At 57.4% G+C, this 18,326-nt stretch carries 14 protein-coding genes; 6 read left to right on the top strand and 8 right to left on the bottom strand.

Features of this window, described 5'->3' with window-relative positions:
• From BM144_RS04550 to BM144_RS04540, 3 genes are all read right to left on the bottom strand, one after another.
• Positions 1-284, bottom strand: a 284-nt coding sequence (locus BM144_RS04550; RefSeq protein WP_139225632.1) for a transposase, incomplete at its 3' end; no start/stop codon positions are given.
• A 1,042-nt stretch (positions 285-1,326) separates the two neighbouring features.
• Positions 1,327-2,946: a DEAD/DEAH box helicase gene (locus tag BM144_RS23370; protein WP_245783527.1), complete on the bottom strand. Its 1,620-nt coding sequence runs from the start codon at positions 2,944-2,946 to the stop codon at positions 1,327-1,329.
• A gap of 19 nt (positions 2,947-2,965) precedes the next feature.
• Positions 2,966-3,172, bottom strand: a complete 207-nt coding sequence (locus tag BM144_RS04540; RefSeq protein WP_092950087.1) for a type II toxin-antitoxin system antitoxin — start codon at positions 3,170-3,172, stop codon at positions 2,966-2,968.
• A 389-nt stretch (positions 3,173-3,561) separates the two neighbouring features.
• Here BM144_RS04540 and BM144_RS23365 point away from each other — a divergent pair, with 389 nt between their 5' ends.
• Both BM144_RS23365 and BM144_RS04525 read left to right on the top strand, forming a co-directional pair.
• Positions 3,562-5,460 carry a hypothetical protein gene (locus BM144_RS23365; protein ID WP_245783526.1) on the top strand — a complete coding sequence of 633 codons (1,899 nt, stop codon included), beginning with the start codon at positions 3,562-3,564 and terminating at the stop codon, positions 5,458-5,460.
• Positions 5,461-5,664: 204 nt separating this feature from the next.
• On the top strand, positions 5,665-6,135 hold the full coding sequence (locus BM144_RS04525; RefSeq protein ID WP_092950085.1) for a LysM peptidoglycan-binding domain-containing protein: 471 nt from the start codon (positions 5,665-5,667) through the stop codon (positions 6,133-6,135).
• A 76-nt stretch (positions 6,136-6,211) separates the two neighbouring features.
• Here BM144_RS04525 and BM144_RS22555 read toward each other — a convergent pair whose 3' ends face one another.
• From BM144_RS22555 to BM144_RS04510, 4 genes are all read right to left on the bottom strand, one after another.
• Complete coding sequence (locus BM144_RS22555) at positions 6,212-6,622, bottom strand: hypothetical protein (RefSeq protein WP_139225631.1); 411 nt, start codon at positions 6,620-6,622, stop codon at positions 6,212-6,214.
• 931 nt (positions 6,623-7,553) lie between these two features.
• Positions 7,554-8,099 (bottom strand): hypothetical protein, encoded by a 546-nt coding sequence (locus BM144_RS04520; RefSeq protein WP_139225630.1) that lies wholly within the window; start codon positions 8,097-8,099, stop codon positions 7,554-7,556.
• 807 nt (positions 8,100-8,906) lie between these two features.
• A complete protein-coding gene (locus tag BM144_RS04515) occupies positions 8,907-9,758 on the bottom strand; it encodes a nucleotidyl transferase AbiEii/AbiGii toxin family protein (protein ID WP_092950083.1) in 852 nt (283 codons plus the stop codon).
• Complete coding sequence (locus BM144_RS04510) at positions 9,755-10,669, bottom strand: type IV toxin-antitoxin system AbiEi family antitoxin domain-containing protein (RefSeq protein ID WP_092950082.1); 915 nt, start codon at positions 10,667-10,669, stop codon at positions 9,755-9,757. The genes BM144_RS04515 and BM144_RS04510 overlap by 4 nt, the downstream gene beginning before the upstream one ends.
• Positions 10,670-11,249: 580 nt before the next feature.
• On the opposite strand from BM144_RS04510, the gene BM144_RS04505 reads away from it, so the two are divergent.
• From BM144_RS04505 to BM144_RS04495, 3 genes are all read left to right on the top strand, one after another.
• Complete coding sequence (locus BM144_RS04505; protein ID WP_092950081.1) at positions 11,250-12,461, top strand: ABC-three component system protein; 1,212 nt, start codon at positions 11,250-11,252, stop codon at positions 12,459-12,461.
• Positions 12,458-12,946 carry a three component ABC system middle component gene (locus BM144_RS23360; RefSeq protein ID WP_092950080.1) on the top strand — a complete coding sequence of 163 codons (489 nt, stop codon included), beginning with the start codon at positions 12,458-12,460 and terminating at the stop codon, positions 12,944-12,946. Before BM144_RS04505 ends, BM144_RS23360 begins: the two co-directional genes overlap by 4 nt.
• 68 nt (positions 12,947-13,014) lie before the next feature.
• On the top strand, positions 13,015-14,892 hold the full coding sequence (locus tag BM144_RS04495; protein WP_245783525.1) for a DUF3732 domain-containing protein: 1,878 nt from the start codon (positions 13,015-13,017) through the stop codon (positions 14,890-14,892).
• A gap of 463 nt (positions 14,893-15,355) precedes the next feature.
• On the opposite strand, the gene BM144_RS04490 is transcribed toward BM144_RS04495, so the two are convergent.
• A complete protein-coding gene (locus BM144_RS04490) occupies positions 15,356-15,889 on the bottom strand; it encodes an HAD domain-containing protein (RefSeq protein ID WP_139225629.1) in 534 nt (177 codons plus the stop codon).
• Positions 15,890-16,575: 686 nt separating this feature from the next.
• Between BM144_RS04490 and pilB the strand changes: the two genes are divergently transcribed.
• Complete coding sequence (gene pilB, locus BM144_RS04485) at positions 16,576-18,312, top strand: type IV-A pilus assembly ATPase PilB (RefSeq protein ID WP_092950077.1); 1,737 nt, start codon at positions 16,576-16,578, stop codon at positions 18,310-18,312.
• Positions 18,313-18,326: the final 14 nt, after the last annotated feature.

Genomic DNA, 18,326 nt, shown 5'->3' with positions numbered 1-18,326 from the left:
CCGCGCAACTCATCGAGCAACAGCAGATGCAGGCGATGCCACACTCCCACGGCCTGCCAGTCACGTAGACGCCGCCAGCAAGTCATGCCGCTGCCAAAGCCCAGTTCCTGGGGCAACTCTTCCCAAGGGATGCCGGTGCGCAAAACGAACAGGATGCCGTTGAGGGCCATCTCGTCGCTCACCCGCGGGCGACCGCCCTTGGCCGAGGCGGCGACTACCGGCAACAGCGGCGCAACCTTCTTGAACAGTGCTGCGCTTATCTCTTTTTTCTTGTTTCGACTCATGCATCACCAAACGCTCTTCGCTCGATTTGCGATGACATGGTTTTGTTAGCCGCTTTAAGCCTTGGAGCGCAGCCAGACCGTCGGTGTAACCACGATTAGGCAGAGCACCTGCGCGGATGCCCGCCCTGGCGATGAATGCGTCGAAGTCCTCAAGTTGGAAGGCGCCTTGGCCGACACGGCTGGCCACCTGCCACTCGACCAGCAGGGGCTGGCCTTTCCGGTTGGGAACCAGGCTCATCAGGATGAAGGCCTGCTCGTTCGGGGCCAGCTTCTGGCTTTGCAGCAATGGCGCCGTGTGGCGCCCGAAGTGGGTGAGCACGCGGTCGCCCAGCCATTCCATGATGGGGTGCTGCGGCCAGAGGTAGTGGAGCTGCGGCCAGGTGTCTTGCTCTCGGCGCGCTTGACGAGCTGTCTCTATGGCGGCGGCCATGCGCTTGGGGTCAGCACATAGAGAGTAATGGTCGTTGTCGGCCTGGACCTCTCGAGGAAGCTGCTTGAGGCGGTCCTGAAGGTCACGTGGCGCCGTGAGTGCGATGACCTTCTCGCCGTCGTGCGGGGTCCACTGGCACAGGGTCTGGCCCTGGTTCAGCTGGGTCAACGCGGTCTTGGCGTAGTGGTAATCGCCGTCGAATAGCGAGGCCGGCTCGTTGATTTGCTGCACGCTGCTGGGGGCAGCCGGCTCCGGCGCTGTGGCTGCGGCGTCGCCTCCACCGAAGAGCTGCATCAGCCAATCGACCCCGTTGTCCGATTCGTCGGCGGCGGCCTGTTCCAGCTTGGCCTCCACGGCCTCGGGGGCCATGCCTTGGGCCATGAAGTCCGAAACCTTCTCGGCTTCCTTCTCGGGGTCGTAGACGTTCAGGAATGCGGAGGGGTCCCCGAGATTCAGGTAGGCCTGCTCGTCCTTAGCTTGGAGGATTTCCAGGATGCGCAGGTCGCCGCGAATGCGGTCGGTCACCGTCTCGGTGAACAGATAGACGATTTCCGGTTGGTGCTTTTGGCCGTAGCGGTCCACACGGCCATTGCGCTGCTGGAACACCATCAGCTACCAGGGCAGGTCGAAGTGAACCAGCCGGTGGCAGAAGTAGTGGAGGTTCAGGCCTTCGCTGGCGACGTCGGAGCAGAGGAGGACGCGGATGGGGTCGTCGAGGCGGCCGAAGCGGTCGACCAACTCCTGCTGGTCGGTGTCAGACATCTGCCCGTGGAGGACCGCAACCTGGTTGGGCTTGAGCTTGAGGTCGGCGGTGAGTTGGCGCTCCAGCCAGCGCAGGGTCTCGATGCGTTCGGAGAACACGACGAGGCGGTCGGCTGGTTCCTGACGGGTCCAGCCGAACGCAGGGACACGGAGCTGCTCCAACAGGCGTTGGTACTTGCTGAAGGAGGCGGCTGAGGCGTCGCCAACGATGGCCTGCAAGGCTTCAGCGAAGACGCGCAGGCCATCCACCTCTTGCTGCTCTTCGGGCGTTGCGTTGGGCTTCTCGCTCAGCAGCTTGATGCGCTTCTGGGTCGACTCCAAGGCAGCAGCGGGGCTGGAGAACAGGGCTTTCTGCATGCCGACGCGCTGCAGTTCCTGCTGTCGGCCAGCCTTGTGCTGTCCACCCTGGGTGAAGGGAATCGCCAGCAAGGCGCGGTAGGCCGCTTCTTCGTGCGCGCTTGCAGGCTGGCGCAGGCGCACCGTGTTGCGCTCCTGAAAGTCGGACTGGACCTGGTCCTTGATGTCCTTCTTGAAGCGGCGGATGACCAGGCCCTTGTTACGGAAGTCGTCAGGGGTGTAGTGGTCGGGGTCGGAGATGGCCGTCGGGTCCAGCAGGCTCATCAAGGACGCAAAGCTGCGGGCCGAACCGTCGTGCGGGGTGGCCGACAGCAGCATCAGGGTGTCGGACCGGTTGGACAGCAGCCGCGCCAGGCGGGCGCGGCGCGATAGGCCGGATTCACCGGCGCGGGCCGCCACGTTGTGGCACTCGTCGATGACGATGATGTCCCACCAGGCGTTCTCAAGATAGTTCCTGTACTCCAGGTTGTTCTTAAGGGTGTCGATGGAGATGATGCTGCGGTCGAAGTAGTTGAAGGGGTTGTGGTTGGCAGGGATGCGGTTACGCACGCGTGCCAGCCCCACGGAGTCCAGCCGTACCAGCGGGATGGAGAAGCGGCTCCACCACTCCTTCTGGAACTGGGTGAGCATGGCCTTCTGCGTGACCACCAGGATGCGCTTGCCTCGGCCGCGCTGAATCAGCTCGGTGGCAAGGATGCCGGCCTCGAGCGTCTTACCCAGACCGACGGCATCAGCAATGAGGATGCGCGAGCGCGGCTGGCGCAAAGCCTGCAAGGCGGGGTCGAGCTGATAGGGCACGAGGTTCATGACCCCGCGATGGCCCAGGTGGATGCGCTCGTCATTGGCCACGCTGCGGCGGCGCATGCTCTCCAGAAACAGCACCGAGGCGTTGTAGGTCGGGCTAGTATCCAGCTCAAGCTTGGTCTTGGCAGGGTCCAGGACCTCGATGGCGTCTTCCAGCGAGGTCAGGAAGAGCGCCGTTTGGCCTCGAACCAGGTCGGATATGCCGTCACAGGTCAGCAACCAGCCACCATCGGTCGCTGGGTCTACACGGCGCACAAGCCATTCTTCATTTCGGATGACCGCTCGGGCACCCGGGGCGATGGGAAGCATTCTGTTGTTCTCCCTGTTCTTATTTCGTCTTGTTGGCGCCAGATGCCGAATCCAAGCTTGCAGATGAGCCGCCGGCCGTCAGACCGTGCTGCTGGCAGTAGTCGAGTATCAACACTTCCAGCATGTTCGAAAGCGTCCGGCGTTCGCGCTCAGCAGCGAGCCGCAGCAGTTCCTTCAGCTCAGGAGTCATGCGGAGATTGATGGCTTGGCTCTTACGCTGGCTCATGGGATTTCTACACAACGTCTGTACATCGTCTATCAATGTAACAGACCTTCGGCATCGGTTGAGAATGCGCCCGGAGCCCTTTATCGACGAATGGCGTGCGCTTTCTGACTCCATCTGAGCGATGGATATATGCCAAACCTGGACCTATATGCCGAGTTTCAAATCTCGGCGAACGATATCTACACGCAAGGCGAGCAAATTCTCGCCTTGCATGCGGACCCAAACGCATACCTGCACTCTCCAGCCCTTTCAACCAAAAAGGTGGCAATGAGGTAGTTGAAAAAACCCTTGGTTCTTCAACCACTTACAGAATTCGCAGGTATTTCGTTCCGTCGTCTTTACTTGCTCCGCAGACGGCCAAGTCCAGTGCAAAGGCTCGAAAGAAACCATTGCATCAGCTACCTCTCACCTACCAAACCCTCCTGCAGAACCAGGAGCAGCAAGTTCAGCTCGACCAAGTCAGCAAGCAAACTGCCGCCAACCGGGCCAGCGCTTTGCGCCTCTTTCTGAATGCCCACCACTTGACCGAGCAAGACGTCGTCGGATTTGAAATGCGCGCGGAGTTCTCGCTTGCACAAAAGAAGCTGTCCGAACAGCTCCACGCAGAGGGCCGCACGTCTCGAGCCATCACCAACATCCAGTCCATGCTGCGTCGCTTTCGCGAAATGGTGGTGGCGGAAGACAAGATGCGCGCAGCGGCTGCTGACGCCGATTCGCCCTTCCGGCAAGCCATCCGCTCGCTGATGGAAGGCCAGGCAGTCAAGCGGGTTGCGAAGCAGGCAGACATCAGCTCAGACATGATTTTCGGCTGGCTCAAAGGCAAGGAGCCTCGCCCCAGCAATGCGAAATTCATTCATCGGCTGGAGTCCTTCTTCGGCATCGAACAAGGTAGCTTGACAGTGCTGGCAGGCATCAAAGAAGGCAAGCGACCAGCACCGACGGTCGGTGAAGCACCGAAAAACGAGTATCGCGAACGGCTTCGAAGCCTTAAAGGAACGCGTCTACTTCTGACCGCCCCACCTGAGTCGCCAATGCGCCGCCAATGGGCTCATCTGATTGGCTACAAGGTTGCGCCAGTGCCGGTTTTGCAGCGTTCAGCGAAGGCCCGCTGGACGGTGTCACCGCTGCCTATCCGTGAGGAAACCCCAACAAACTGGTTTCAATTTCTTGACGGCAAAGAGGTACCGTCAGCTCACCCTAATTGGACTCAGGTTGCCGGGTACCTCGGCTGGCTTGGCCTTTCTGCTAACGAGGGAGGGCAAGGCATTCCAGAAGGCGAATTGCATACATTGGCATGGCTGGCCATTCCTGATTTTGTGGAGCGCTATATCGAATGGCGCAAAAAACGCACCGGTGGCATCGTGTCGAATTCGATAGCAACATTCTTGGGAATTCTGGCTTGGATGACGCACCCTGAGATGGGATATCTGACCCAGCAACCTCATCTGCAAAAGACGTTGCCTCTCGAATTCCAAGTCTCGGAGTGGAAAAGCCAATGTGTTCAGCAGTTCCGCTATTGCGCGCAACTCAAACAAGCTTATAGGGCGGAATTTCGCCCCTCGCGAGACCCATTTCAGGCTATACGACCAATTCTCGACCTGCCGCAGCCTATGGATGCCATCGTCGACATGATTCAACGTATGCGCGCCGCGCGACCGGTGGGCGGAGCTCCTGTCAACGAAGCGATTTGGTCCCGTAACATGGTGCTGATTAAGCTGTTGGTTTCTAACCCGCTGCGCATGCGCAACATCGCGTCATTGCGATGGTCCCCTTCAAACAAGGACGGGTTTCATCCACACACTGAGTGTTCGCTTTATCAGCGCTCTGACAAATCGTGGTGGATTTTTGTGCCCAAGCAGCTTCTGAAGAATCGCCGCGGACTTGCAGTGCGAGACTACGACGCACCTGTCCACGAGAGTGCTTGGCCTGACCTTGAACGGTATCTCTTCAAACATCGTCCTCTTCTCATGAGTTCTCCAACAGACCTCGTTCTGCTAACGGACAAGTCAAATAAGGGCGAGCCCCATAAACCTTTTTCCACACTGAGCAAAACGGTCAAATGGCTCACCAAGCGGTATCTCTGGAAGTGCCCCGGAATTTGTGCACATGCGTTCCGACACTTGGTGGCAAGCGCCATCCTGAAGTCTCCTATGGGCACCACCAAAATCGCAGCGTTGGTCCTAAACGACAAGGAGTCTACGGTCGAGGCGCACTATGCAGGCCTCCACAGTGGCGACGGTTCAGCAAGAATGGCTGAACTATTGGCGGAGAGCTTCAGCAAAATGTGAATCAGGGGTTGATGGTGCGGAAATGTAATGGGCACACTCACCATCGTGGATGGGCCGGCATGAAATCGTGGGCCCCTTCTTGCCCGCCCCTTTCCAAAAGGTCCCTACACGTTCTGCAGCATATGCTGCAGAAGGACCAAAATGAAAGACAGGCCACCACCGAGTACCGGGTCGCATACAGTGCGCCCGCCACCGCTGATTCAGATGCTTATTCAAGAAGCACACCTACGCGGCGATACGTTAGCTTCGCTCGCTCGCCAACTCGGCGTGAGCTACCGCCGCTTTGCACAATGGCAGAACGCGAGCGCCGACATCCGCACGGCACAGCCTGACGTGTTCACCAAAGCTGCCGGGTATCTCCAGTTGCCGCGCGTCACCGTACTAGCCTATGCCGGTGTACTTACGCTGCAGGACCTCGCACGGCCACAACCACTGGCGCGCGATATGTACCTGTATCGTGAGATGGAGAAGATGCGCCAGGACCCTGCCGTGGGTCCGTTCATGCCGCAGTCGCTGCCGGAAGTGTCGCGGGATGTTCAGACTTTTGTCGCATTTCTGTACAACGAAAGCAGACCTGGCGACTCTCCCGAGAGTGCGAACTGGTTTCGAGACTTGTTCGCCGCAGTGACGGTTGGCAGTGATGTGGGCAAGCCGTCAACCTCGAGCAACGAGTGATTCATGGAGCGCCTGACAAGGCGCTCCTTTTTTCGGGCGGCTGCACGCGCTTCGAGATAGTTGACTTGTTTCAGCTTCAAAAACCAGAACGACCACGCCAAAGTACACCAGCCTCCAACTCCCAATCGAGCGCGACAGCCAATTTTTCAATTATCCAGTCGATTTCCAAGCCACTCATACGCTGATGCCGCCGCGCCAACGAGCGTCCTGTATGTTCCAAGACCTTGCTGATTTTCCAGTCGGGATGGCGAGCATGCAGGTCTAAACAATACTCCGGAAGCACCTTTGTATATTCGAGACACACGGTATAGCGCATCTGCAACTCATAGAGCGATGGACCAACAACAAATCGACCATTTCGGTACTCGGCGTTAAGCTTTGGTTGCGCTCCAGGGAGAGTATTTTGCCCGCCAGACCTAGGGAAGTCATCGGGTACTTGAACGTGTGCGTAGCCCGCATCTCGCTTTCTTACATTAGAGTCTTGCATTTTCTGCCTGCGCGTTTTTCCTGCAAGGCACTATCAACGTAGCGCGCATGAAGCACCTCTGGCAAGACCATGAAGTCGTACTTCACTCCCAACCGTGGTAGTCACTACACGAAATTTTGTCATCAAAATTTGGGGGAAATCCGCATTAGTCTTAGAGACTCAATAGCCACAGGTTACGCAGCGATATCTCCTCCAACCTTACATTTCCTACAAGTCCAGATACGGCAAGACTCAAATTCTTAGTGCTTCAATAGCAGGAACTTTCGTCAACAGTCTATTTGATGGCTGGGAATTTCTAGAACTCCACCACCTACAGAATTGGCGTCGACACGATATGCAGCTACACGTCTTTTGACGTCAAAACTGGCGGCGACCCACCGTTGATGGGACGGCTATCAGCATCTGCTCCCAGGCATATCGACAGTTATTTGCGCCGACGCAGGTCGGTCCTGATTGCGGCCTTTTTTCCAAGTGACCGCAGCTTAAAAAGCACACTGCGCCGTAGCAGCCCTTGCGCGTGTAATGCCTCCGCAAATTCGAGGAGTTGCACCCCTGGAATTTCTTGGGCACGACGGCGTCGTACGGCCGGTGGTAGCTTGTGTCTGTTCACTTGAAGCATGACGGCATACCCATGTCCAGAGCCGCCCCTTTGAACCCCAATTTGCGCGCCATCGGTGTAGAGCCAGGTCTGGTCGCGGTCGGCGATGGGATGAAGCCTACTTCGACGTCGCATAGCCCCCTTGCCCGACACAGTTGGGGAGTGAGCCTCGCAGTTCGAAACCACGCAGAAAGGCATCAAGACTTTCCTTCGCGGCAGCGGTTGCGCCAATGGGTGCCGTACGGTTCAGCGGGGGCTCTAGGACTATCACGCGTCGCCCGCGTAGGGTCAGACGCTGTTGCCAATGTCTAGACGGCAACGGCAAAGAAGTTTTTAGCGCCGGCTCAACCGACGAGAGTGACTCGCGAGACGGGCCTCGAACCCGGGTTGCCGCAGGATGAGCCTCGAAGACATCTCCGCGAGTATCCAGCCGACCGTCATGTAACGCATTGCCCCCTCAGGTACCAGCATCTGCGCTTCCGCGCGCTCGGCCCCCGACAAACTTGCCACCCAGGTTTGGCTATCGATGGCCACGCGGACCTTGGCACCTTCTACTCCATCGAAGTCAGGCAACACCACCGAGGCGTTGCGCCACTCATTCGGCTGAACAAACGGTATGGTCGGAATGGCAGGCTCCGTAGCTGCCGCGAGGACCATCACGAAGGCGATGTCCCAGTTCGATGGAGGGCACGGCAGCAGCACCCGTTGCGGCAATACGGGTGCATGGTCCAAGCCCATGATGGCCTCGAACTGATGGCCGACTTGACCGGCCGGCAACAGTTGAATGGTCTCTTGGCGACCATCTACCGCGTTGATGGTGACGACGACGGGACGTGAGAACGCCGCAGCGTGTTGGTTCGATGAATTTCTTTCTTGCATGAAGGCCCCGCATTGAGAGCCACTATGCGACCACCCTTCATGAAGTCGGGCTTCACGTCTTGGGTATTGACAGTGCATATACATGACTGCTGCCTACCTACAACTCTGAACAACCAGGGGACTCCGCAGAATTCTCCACTCCCACAATCTTGGCACCCACGGGCGCGACGCGCCCCCGACGACTAACTTTTTAGAAATTTATAGCGAGCGAATTTAGCCTTTGGGAGGAAATCACGGCGCTTCCACGACCTTCGAGCAAGAATTCAGCGCAAATTTTCACACCGGGAGCACCGAGCGCTTAAACCAAACGTTTTAGAGGATGGCGGTCGTTGCTACACATTGCTCCAACCTCCTCTAGAGAACGTCATGCTCCCCATCACCAATATCGCTCACTCTTCAAACTCGGCATCGGAGTGCTGTCTCCGACCTATGTCTCGACTGGAAGTTTCAAAGATTCTGGACGTGAGCATCCGAACGCTAGAAAACTGGCAGAAGAGCGGGCGCATGCCGCATTCAGTCGACATCGGGGGTCGCGTCTACTGGCACTCTCAAGTTTTTTATGAATGGCTAGACCAAACACTTCGCCCGCCAGCAAATGGACTTCTCGCTTGCTCTGCAACGCCGACGGTCAAACAGCCCCGGCCGGCTCGACCTTCTAGGCATCTTTCAATTGCTGAGGATGCCATGTCTCGCAACAGGGGGAAACTGAACAAGATGCTTTCAGGCGGCTAGACCGGAAGTCAGAACACCCAAATTTCTATGAGCCAGCAAGGGCCTGGTACTTTTCTCATCTCCGTCCGAGCGGACTCACCAAGGCAAGCTGCGATACAGGGACACCACCCGACTCATCGCGTCGTCGAATGCTGGCAGGTCACCGTCCACATCGGAGGCCAAGTCTTGGTAGCCGCTGCGGGCCATGGTAACCACCGCATCGGCTTCCATGGATTCGGCGTTCGGGACAATTCCTTTTGAGCCACATGACGCCACCAACATTTCGTGAACCTTGGCAAGCTCTTCAGTACTAAGCGCAGGTCCCGACTCCAGCAATAGCCAGATGTCGTAAACATCTTGTCGGCGGTTTCTCTTTCGAATGGGCTGTTGAAGTAGTGAGCGCATCTTCTCAGCCAGTACGTTGTTCAAAGTGTAGGAATGAATGGTTGCGCCCCCATCCAGTTCCAGTACCTCCACATCAAAGACTGCCTCGTTGAAGCTGTAGTCGATTTCCACAACCTGTGGCGACGTCCCGGCCTCTAAACGGACCATGGCAGCCGCATTGCTGCGATTGGCGAACCCGATTTTCAGCGCCAAGCTGTGATGGGTCTTGTTTTCGCCCTTCGGCTGAACCTTGTGGGACTGAAGACGGCACGCCGTCGCATAAGGCAGGCGGTCCTCTGCAGAAACCAGCCCATCCGTCAGTTCCGCCAAAATCGCATCAGCACTTTCTGCCGTGTACCGTTCTCTGGTGGAAAAGTCGAGGTCACGGGTAAATCGAGAGCTGTCATAGCGGATAGCCAGTAGCAGGCCACCCTTCATCACCATCTTGGCACTCAGGTTCTGGGAGTGGCCAATGCTGTCGAGGATGGTGTGCACCGCTTCTCTGAAACCTTGCTGCCCCTGTGGGGCCTGTGCAACCCATGCTTCGATTTCTACTTCGTTCATAACGCATCAGACTCAAGTTGCGGACCGTCCAACGAAGGAACGTTGACCGATAGTGCCCACCGCTCCGAGAAAAATGGCGCGTATTCCGCTTGCGGGTCCAATTTTCGAGAGCCTCCCCGCTGAACCGTGGAAGCCCAACCATCAATCACTGGGTCAACCCTGCCGCATACCTTTTCCAACAAGTAGCCAGCCCGGGCCTTCTCAATCAACGTCCCATGCTTGCTCACTTCGTCAAGGATGAGTTTGAAATACTTACCTGCATATTCGCGATAGGTATCGACGACATGTAGCATGCCCCCGCACGATTCAGGCTCACGAAGCATGTCCAAGAAGGTTCGCCCGACCATTGCCACACGAATAGACGGAGACTTGATGGTCTTGAAGGCACCCCGATGCGAACGACGCATCAATTCAACCCGCACGCCACCGACACGCTCAAACTTTTGAAATCTCAACGCTGGCAGCTTGGCCGCTAGGTAGTCCTTTTTGAATTCTTTGAGGTCCTTGTCCATGCGTGCCTCTGCCTGCTCTTTCCATTCCTGGGCCGGCGGCGTGGACAGGTATAGGACCTTAGGAAACCGGTCTGTGATGCCGTGGTACTCCATGGCACTGAGATGGCTCACATAGGCAAACGGGTCAACCGAGCAGGCCACCTCCATGGGCAGCGGCTTGTTTCGCCCAAAAAGATGGAAGACCGAGCCCGGCTTGAATTCCTTTGCCGGTGAAATCAGCCCGAAGGACGTAAGCACGCGGACCAGTTCCGCGTACACATGCAGCGAAATGGCACGGTTTTCAGCATAGGTCGAGGCCAGAACACCCAGTTCGTACCCAGTTACAACGGGGCGCTCCCACGTCCCCAGCCGCTCCTGGATAGGCCTGACGAGCTCGGGGAGTATTGATTTTTCACTCACAGGTTAGCATCCGCGTCCTAAGGACGCGGATGCTAACCTGTGATGAGAGTTCTGTAAATTCCCGAAATTTGACAAGAATCCTGCTGTCGGCTATGATGCGTCCTTAGGACGCATCATAGCCGACAGCATAGGCATCAGCACTGGGTGAGAGGCGCACTATCCACTCGCATCTGGCCTGCTCTCGACCAAAAAAACGTCACCCAGCTCAAACGGCCCTTGCCGCACATGACCAGTTCAGCGCGGGTTGATAGGTTGCGGTACCTCCAAGTACCGTTGGAGCTGACGAAACCACCCCTCGAGTGACAACTCCACCATAAAGCATGGCTATCCCAGTCCGACAGCGAACTCCAGCCAAGGGCCGCCAACCGAACCAGAGCACGACCTGCATCGAGCAGCTCAACCACGATAACCTCGCATAGACGCTGGCCGCTCCTCACATGCAGTGACCGATGTCGCCGCAGCATTCCCACTGTCGCAGGCTGGCTCATATAAGCCGTATAGTCGGCGCTTACAAAAAGAAACGCCGCGTGCTGGTGGGGAAGGTCCAAAAGCACCGATGCGGCGGCAACCGGAGGTACAGATGAACGACAAGAACAAGTTCTCTGCTGGGGAGCAAGGGCTGGGCTACATCTACCAGCCTAGATTCGCGCTGCTCAAGATACTGCAGCTGCCCGAATCGACGGCCGTCCTTATAGAGAAGGACGACGACCTGGATTTCATTGATGCCGACGGCAAAAAGAGTCTGGGCTCCCTGAAGCACAAGGCTGAGGGTGAACGCCTCGCAGACCTTGGCGTCGACTTCTGGAAGTCAGTCCGCGTGTGGCTTGCAGCCTATAAACGCGAAGGTCGAATCACTTCAAATCTGAAGTTCTTCCTCTTCACCACAGCCACGATTTCGGCGTCGTCATTCCTCAGCCACTTCCGGCCGGGAGCTCCGACACTGCCCGTCGACCAATCGCTCCTGAAGCTCGCTGAAGACGCACTTGCGGAAACCACATCCGCCCTAATCCTAGGAATCGCAAAAGAGTTCGGTGAACTGCCAGAGAATGAGCGCACCGACTTCCTGTCGAGGATAAGCATCTTCGAGTCAAGCCCGCGAATTGAGGACTTGCCCCCGCTCATCATGGATTTGATGAGAGTGGTGAAACGAGAAAACCGTCAAGCGGTTTTTGAGCGCCTTGAAGGTTGGTGGAGCGACCTGACCATCAAGTTGCTCACGCGCGAACGAGAAACCGCCATCACAGGGTTCGAAGTCTCGGACAAGCTAGCCGCAATTAACAGCGAGTATCAAGAGGACAACCTTCCAATCACGTTCCGGAAGGCAGAGCCGGCTGGGGGTGTTTTGGTCGACACAGACTCCCGCATGTTTGTGCGCCAGCTTCGGGAGATTGGCATTGGCTCCGCGCGGATACGGAACGCCATCCTCGACTACTACCGTGCGTTTGAGCAGCGGTCATCCTGGGCGCGCGAGAGCTTGCTCATTTCCGGCGAGATTGAGGACTACGAAGAGCGTTTGGTGGATGAATGGTCCCGCTACAAGGACGTCGTGTTCGAAACCCTCGACGAAACAACTGCCGAAGATTTGCTGCAAGAGGCCGGGCGAGAGCTCTACAGATGGGCCGACTTGGAGAGCGGAAACATTGCCTCCTTACGCATCCGCGAGCGAGTCTCTGAGCCTTACGTCATTCGGGGAGGCTTCCACATATTGGCAAACTTCATGCCAAAACCAAAGGTTTGGTGGCACCCACGATTTCTAGACAGACTGGATGAAGCCTTGGGAGTTAAGCGTTGAAAGCGTGGAACCACCGCCCTGTAGAAATCCGCAACCTCTTCAACCCAGCGTTCTGCGGCCTACTCTTGCACAGAGCCATCACGGGCCATGGCGACCTCAGCCACGATGGTATGCCGTTCTCTCTCACGTTTCTCGTGTTGCCATTGTGCTTGCACAAGGAGACTCGCGAAACCCTGGCTGCGGGCAATCGCAGTCAGTTACTGCGCGTGATTGAGATGAACCAAGAGGTACTGGTGAATTTCCCCAAGAGAGCCTCTGATTTGGTCCCGTACACCCTGGAGGCCTTGGGCATGTTGCTGGAGAGGCAATGCATTGAGATAACGGATGCAGGCAGTTTTAGAGCTGTGCCTAACATGGTCCGAAAGTCTGACACCGGGACAACAGAGTCCGTTTCTTGCCAGAGAGTTTCGCGCTTTATTGGGAAAGAGTTCGCACGCATCGATGACCGCGTGACTGTTTACACAACATTGGGAGTCAGGCCTTGAAAATAAAATCGATACACCTGTACAGCAAGAACGGTGACAGGCGAGACCTGCCTTTTCACCTCAATGGGTTGAACGTCATCACCGGCCGGTCATCAACAGGCAAGTCCGCGCTGTCCGACATCATCGAGTACTGCATGGGCAGGTCGTCCTTCAACGTAGCCGAGGGCGTCATTCGGGACAAGGTTGCCTGGTACTCTGTTCTCTTCCAGTTTGAAAACGAACAGGTTTTCGTCGCCAAGCCGTCGCCTCCCCACGGCGGCGAGAGCTGCAGTATCGCGATGTACCGGCGTGGGGTCGCTATCGCCATTCCCGACTTTAACGAACTTCAACAGAATGCAGACGACGATGCAGTGGAGTCGTTGCTTACGCGCTTGCTTGGCATTCCGGAAAATCGCATTGACGTCCCGACCAATAACACGAGAGCAACTTACGACGCCAACGTAAAGCACACACTGTACTACCTCTTCCAGAAGCAAACGCTGGTTGCCAACAAAGACATCTTGCTCTATCGGCAAAACGAGCCGTTCCAGCCTCAGGCAATCAAGGACACCCTGCCAATTCTGCTGGGGGTATCGTCGCAAGACAGATACGAACTCGAAGCAAAACTCAGAGCTGTTCAACGCGATTTGAAGTTATCCAATAAGTTGTTGGAGCAGGCGAAAAACAACGTTGATACCTCGCAACAAAGAGCTATCAGCCTGTACTCCGAAGCTCAGGCGGTCAGCATCCTTGGGCAGCGACAGGATTCTGAATCCCCATCGGAAATCATCGATTCACTGCGCGGAGCGCTACGCTGGCGCCCCACCTCGGTGCCGGACGCAGATACGAGTCGGGTCGGAAGGCTTGAGAGTGAAATTCTGGACCTCCGCAAGGAACGTCGCGACGTCCAAGCAAGAACGGATGCGGCTCAACAGTACGCAAAGAAGGCCAACGGGTTCCAGAGCGAGGCCGCGGAGCAGCGCGACAGACTGGCATCCATTAAGGCGTTTCCCAAGAACCCCGCAACCGGGGAGTGGCAATGGCCGTTCTGCGAGGCCAATCTTTCGATGGAGTCACCGATTGCAACGGTTCTGCTGGCAGAACTGACAACCCTGGACAAGGAGTTGGATATCGTCCTTGGCGAACGGCCACAGCTCGACGCCTACATCGCCGAAAACGAACAGAAGGTTCGAGACCTTTCGGCAACCATCGAAACCAAAGAGGTGGAGCTTGCCGCCGCGATTTCGGCGAATGAACTCCTCGCCCAGATGGGCTCAAGAAACAACGCCGCTGCACGCGTCGTCGGCCGGGTTAGCTTGTTCTTGGAAGGGCTGACACCTGATTCTGAGTTGGAAAGCCTTCAGGCTGAGAACCGCAGGCTGCAGGCCAAGGTCGCGGACTTAGAGAGCAAAATTGATGCGGACAACAGCCAAGACCGACTTGATTCGATACTTAACAATATCTCGACGCAAGTCACCAAGTATATCGACAAGCTCGAAGGCGAGTTCAAGATATACCCCGCCCGGTTCGACTTGAAAAATCTAACCGTCACCTTCGACAGACTTGAACGCAGCATACCGATGAGCAAGTCTGGCGGTGGTGAAAACCATCTGGCCTACCACCTTTCCGCATTGCTCGCGCTGCATTGGTTCGCAGCCAAGAACGACCGGCCCATTCCGCGTTTCCTGCTGATTGACCAGCCCACGCAGGTCTACTTCCCGACAGTTGAGCTCTACAAGGCGGCAGGAGGCGATGTAGACAAAACCGAAGAAGACGCCGACGTTGTTGCAGTACGACGGCTCTTCAGTTTCCTGCTCGAGTTCACGCAGAAGGAGGCTCCGGGTTTCCAAATTATCGTCACCGAGCACGCCAACCTGCGCGAGGACTGGTTCCAGGCAGCGCTAGTCGAGGACCCGTGGCGAAAGCCGCCAGCCCTGGTTCCGGAAGATTGGCCAAACCTTAGCTGAGAGAGGAAGACAAAGGAGTTGCCAGCGCTCGTCTACCGGTGACATTCGTTGGCATATCAAGAGCGCCATAAGGTGCTTTTCGTACATGCCCAGAAAACACATCGTGAAAATCGCGTTGAGACTGTGATATCTAAAGTGCGGAGGTCATCGCTTCGGACGAGCAGTCAGATTCGTCGACCACCTTGGGGCAACTCCGGGTTGCATCCATTCCAGCTAGACTCTCGTGGTTCCTGATGGTGCACGATGCAGCCGTTGCCGGGTCCGGCATTGCGCCGCTTACGCAGTTGATTGCCCGGAACCAACTGACCCGAGCAGTACAGGTACAGCGGGGCTTCGTTAAAGCAGCGGATATCGGACTCTTACTTACTACACATCTCCAGACACCTACTGAAGCCGAAAGTGCGTGCGGTTATGGTGCCCACGTGCGGGATTTCCAGAAGAATCGCTCGTTTTGTTTGCCAAACTAGAGCCACGGCTGGCTATTGACATAGGGGCGTTTAAGGGCTTGTCGGGCCAGGTTCAGATGTCCCTCGTTCAACCCCTGGTCCACTTCACACAGTACAGCGCGGCCGCAGCCCTCGTGAAATGAGCCGATAAGGCTTTCGCCAGAAATCACGTCATCAAGAATGAGGACTGGCTGCCCCTCCTCGTGATACCGGGCGAGCCAGGCATCTATCGCTTCCACACGTGAAGTCCCTCTATTGCTAGGGGCGTCCCAGTGCGCGTGCAAGGCGTTCGCGACCCTCTGCAAACCCGTGCGGCAAAAAATCTCGATGAAGTCCTCACGCTCCAGCAGTGCAAGCCAACTCGTTGTCAGCACGATGCCGGGCTGAAACTCGTCGAGCAGCGTGTTCATGAAAGCGACCGCGCCCGGCGCGAACAGGCGCTCATAAAAGTCCGGCGGCGCGTTCCCAGGGACACGCACAGCCTGCCGCGCATGCAACCCACCGTAGGGGGCATTGAGACACAACGTGTCGTCTAGGTCCAAGAACAGCACGGGACGCACAGGAGCAGAACCTCGATGCGTCAAAGTGGGTTCGAATGGCACAGCCAAGCCTGGAGCGCCGGGCGGCCTGCAAATCCAGGTCGCCGCCGCACAAGGCGACCGCCGGTTACCGGTCGCTTGAATGTCGCGACCAGCGCTGAAGGGGGGCTTTGGGCTTGCATCTGCGGGCTCCACATTGAGAGCTCACTATGAAGCCACCTGGGGTGAAGCGTCGCTTCATGGATTGGCCGCACGACTTCAGGCATCGCCGATATGCAGCGCTTCTTCGCACGAGTCGGCCTACGAGGCATCAGCCAACCCGCACCGCATCCCCCCTTGACGCCGCCGGCCAGTCAAATCTGCTGGCGATACACCTCCATGGCGCGGAAAAAGAGCAGCCGAAATCTGTTCCAAATTTGTTCCAGCCACCTCTTCACCTACTTTCGTTCAGATGCGCTTGGAAGCAGGTTATGATTCGCCTCTCTAGAGGGAAGACCCCTCTGGAGCAGTCCCCTAAGGCGAGTGCCATGGCCTTCGGGACGTAGAGGCCGGAGGTTCGAATCCTCTCACCCCGACCAGTTTCAATTGAATCCACAGGCAGCGTGGTTTCCTTGCATCCACTCCACCCCTTGTAGCCTATTGCCCTAGCGCGATGATAGGATGGTTTCCTTTTCCATCCACAAGATTCTGCTGGTTACATGGCCGCTGTCGATACCGCCCTGCGAGAGGGAAACGTAATCGCTTTGCCCGGATTGGGGCGGGCATTGATGTCCGCGGGAAAGCTCAGTCAGCAGGCTGCAGAAGAGGTTTTTCGGAAATCTCGCGCCAACAAGACCAGTTTCATCGCCGAGCTCACCAGTTCCGGAGTGGTCTCCGCAGCGGATCTTGCCCACACGGTCTCCTCGGTATTCGGTGCGCCGCTGCTGGATCTCGACGCCATCGATGTTCAGCGGCTGCCCAAGGACCTGCTGGATGGAAAGATCTGCCAGGCCTACCGGGTGGTCGCGCTCAACAAGCGCAACAATCGCCTGATCGTCGCCACGGCGGATCCGACCGATCAGGAAGCCGCCGAAAAGATCAAATTCACCACGCAGATGGGGGTGGATTGGATCATTGCTGAATACGATAAGCTGAACCAATTGGTGGATGCCACGACGAAGTCGGTGGCGGAATCCATGGAGAACCTGTCCGGTGGTGCCGACTTCGAATTCGACGACGTTTCCGTACAGGAAGCTCCCGATCCAGCGGACTCGGGCACGAACGATGTCGAAGACGCTCCCATCGTCAAATTCCTGCACAAGATGCTGCTGGACGCGTTCAACATGCGCGCGTCCGACCTGCACTTCGAGCCTTACGAACACAACTATCGCGTCCGCTTCCGCATCGACGGCGAACTGAGGGAGATCGCGTCGCCTCCCGTCGCCATCAAGGAAAAGCTGGCCTCGCGCATCAAGGTGATCTCGCGGCTCGACATCTCCGAGAAACGCGTGCCCCAGGATGGGCGCATGAAGCTCAAGGTCGGTCCGGACCGGGTCATCGATTTCCGGGTCAGTACGCTGCCCACCCTGTTCGGCGAAAAGATCGTGATCCGTATCCTGGATCCGAGCAGCGCCAAGATGGGGATCGATGCCTTGGGCTACGACCCCGAGGAGAAAGAGCGACTGCTGCACGCCATCGGTCGGCCCTACGGAATGATTCTGGTGACGGGGCCCACCGGGTCCGGCAAGACCGTGTCGCTCTACACGTGCCTGAACCTGCTGAACAAAGCGGGCGTCAACATCGCCACGGCAGAGGATCCATCGGAAATCAACCTGCCCGGCGTCAACCAGGTCAACGTGAATGAAAAGGCGGGGCTGACCTTCGCTACCGCGCTGAAGTCTTTTCTGCGGCAGGATCCCGACATCATCATGGTGGGGGAAATCCGCGATCTGGAGACGGCGGACATCTCCATCAAGGCGGCCCAGACGGGTCACCTGGTGCTGTCCACGCTGCACACCAACGATGCCCCCACCACGCTCACGCGGATGCGGAACATGGGCATCGCGCCCTTCAATATCGCTTCGAGCGTGATCCTGATCACGGCGCAGCGGCTCGCGCGACGGTTGTGCCCCGCCTGCAAGGCGCCGGCGGACATTCCGCACGAAACCCTGCTGGAAGCCGGCTACAAGGACGAAGAGATCGACGGAACCTGGGTGACCTACCGGCCGGTAGGGTGCTCCGCCTGCAATAACGGATACAAGGGCCGGGTCGGTATCTACCAGGTCATGCCGATCACCGAAGAAATCCAACGCATCATCCTGCGCGACGGCAGCGCGCTGGAGATTGCGGCGCAGGCACGTGCGGAAGGCGTGCGGAGCCTGCGCGAATCAGGACTCCACAAGGCCAAGCAGGGCCTGACCTCCCTCGAAGAGGTGCTGGCCGTGACCAACGAATAACAAGCTGCAACCAC

The sequence above is a fragment of the Paracidovorax konjaci genome (assembly GCF_900112675.1).
GTDB lineage: Bacteria > Pseudomonadota > Gammaproteobacteria > Burkholderiales > Burkholderiaceae_C > Paracidovorax > Paracidovorax konjaci.
The sequence above is the reverse complement of the archived record's forward strand: the minus strand, read 5'-3'. Positions and strand labels throughout refer to the sequence as shown.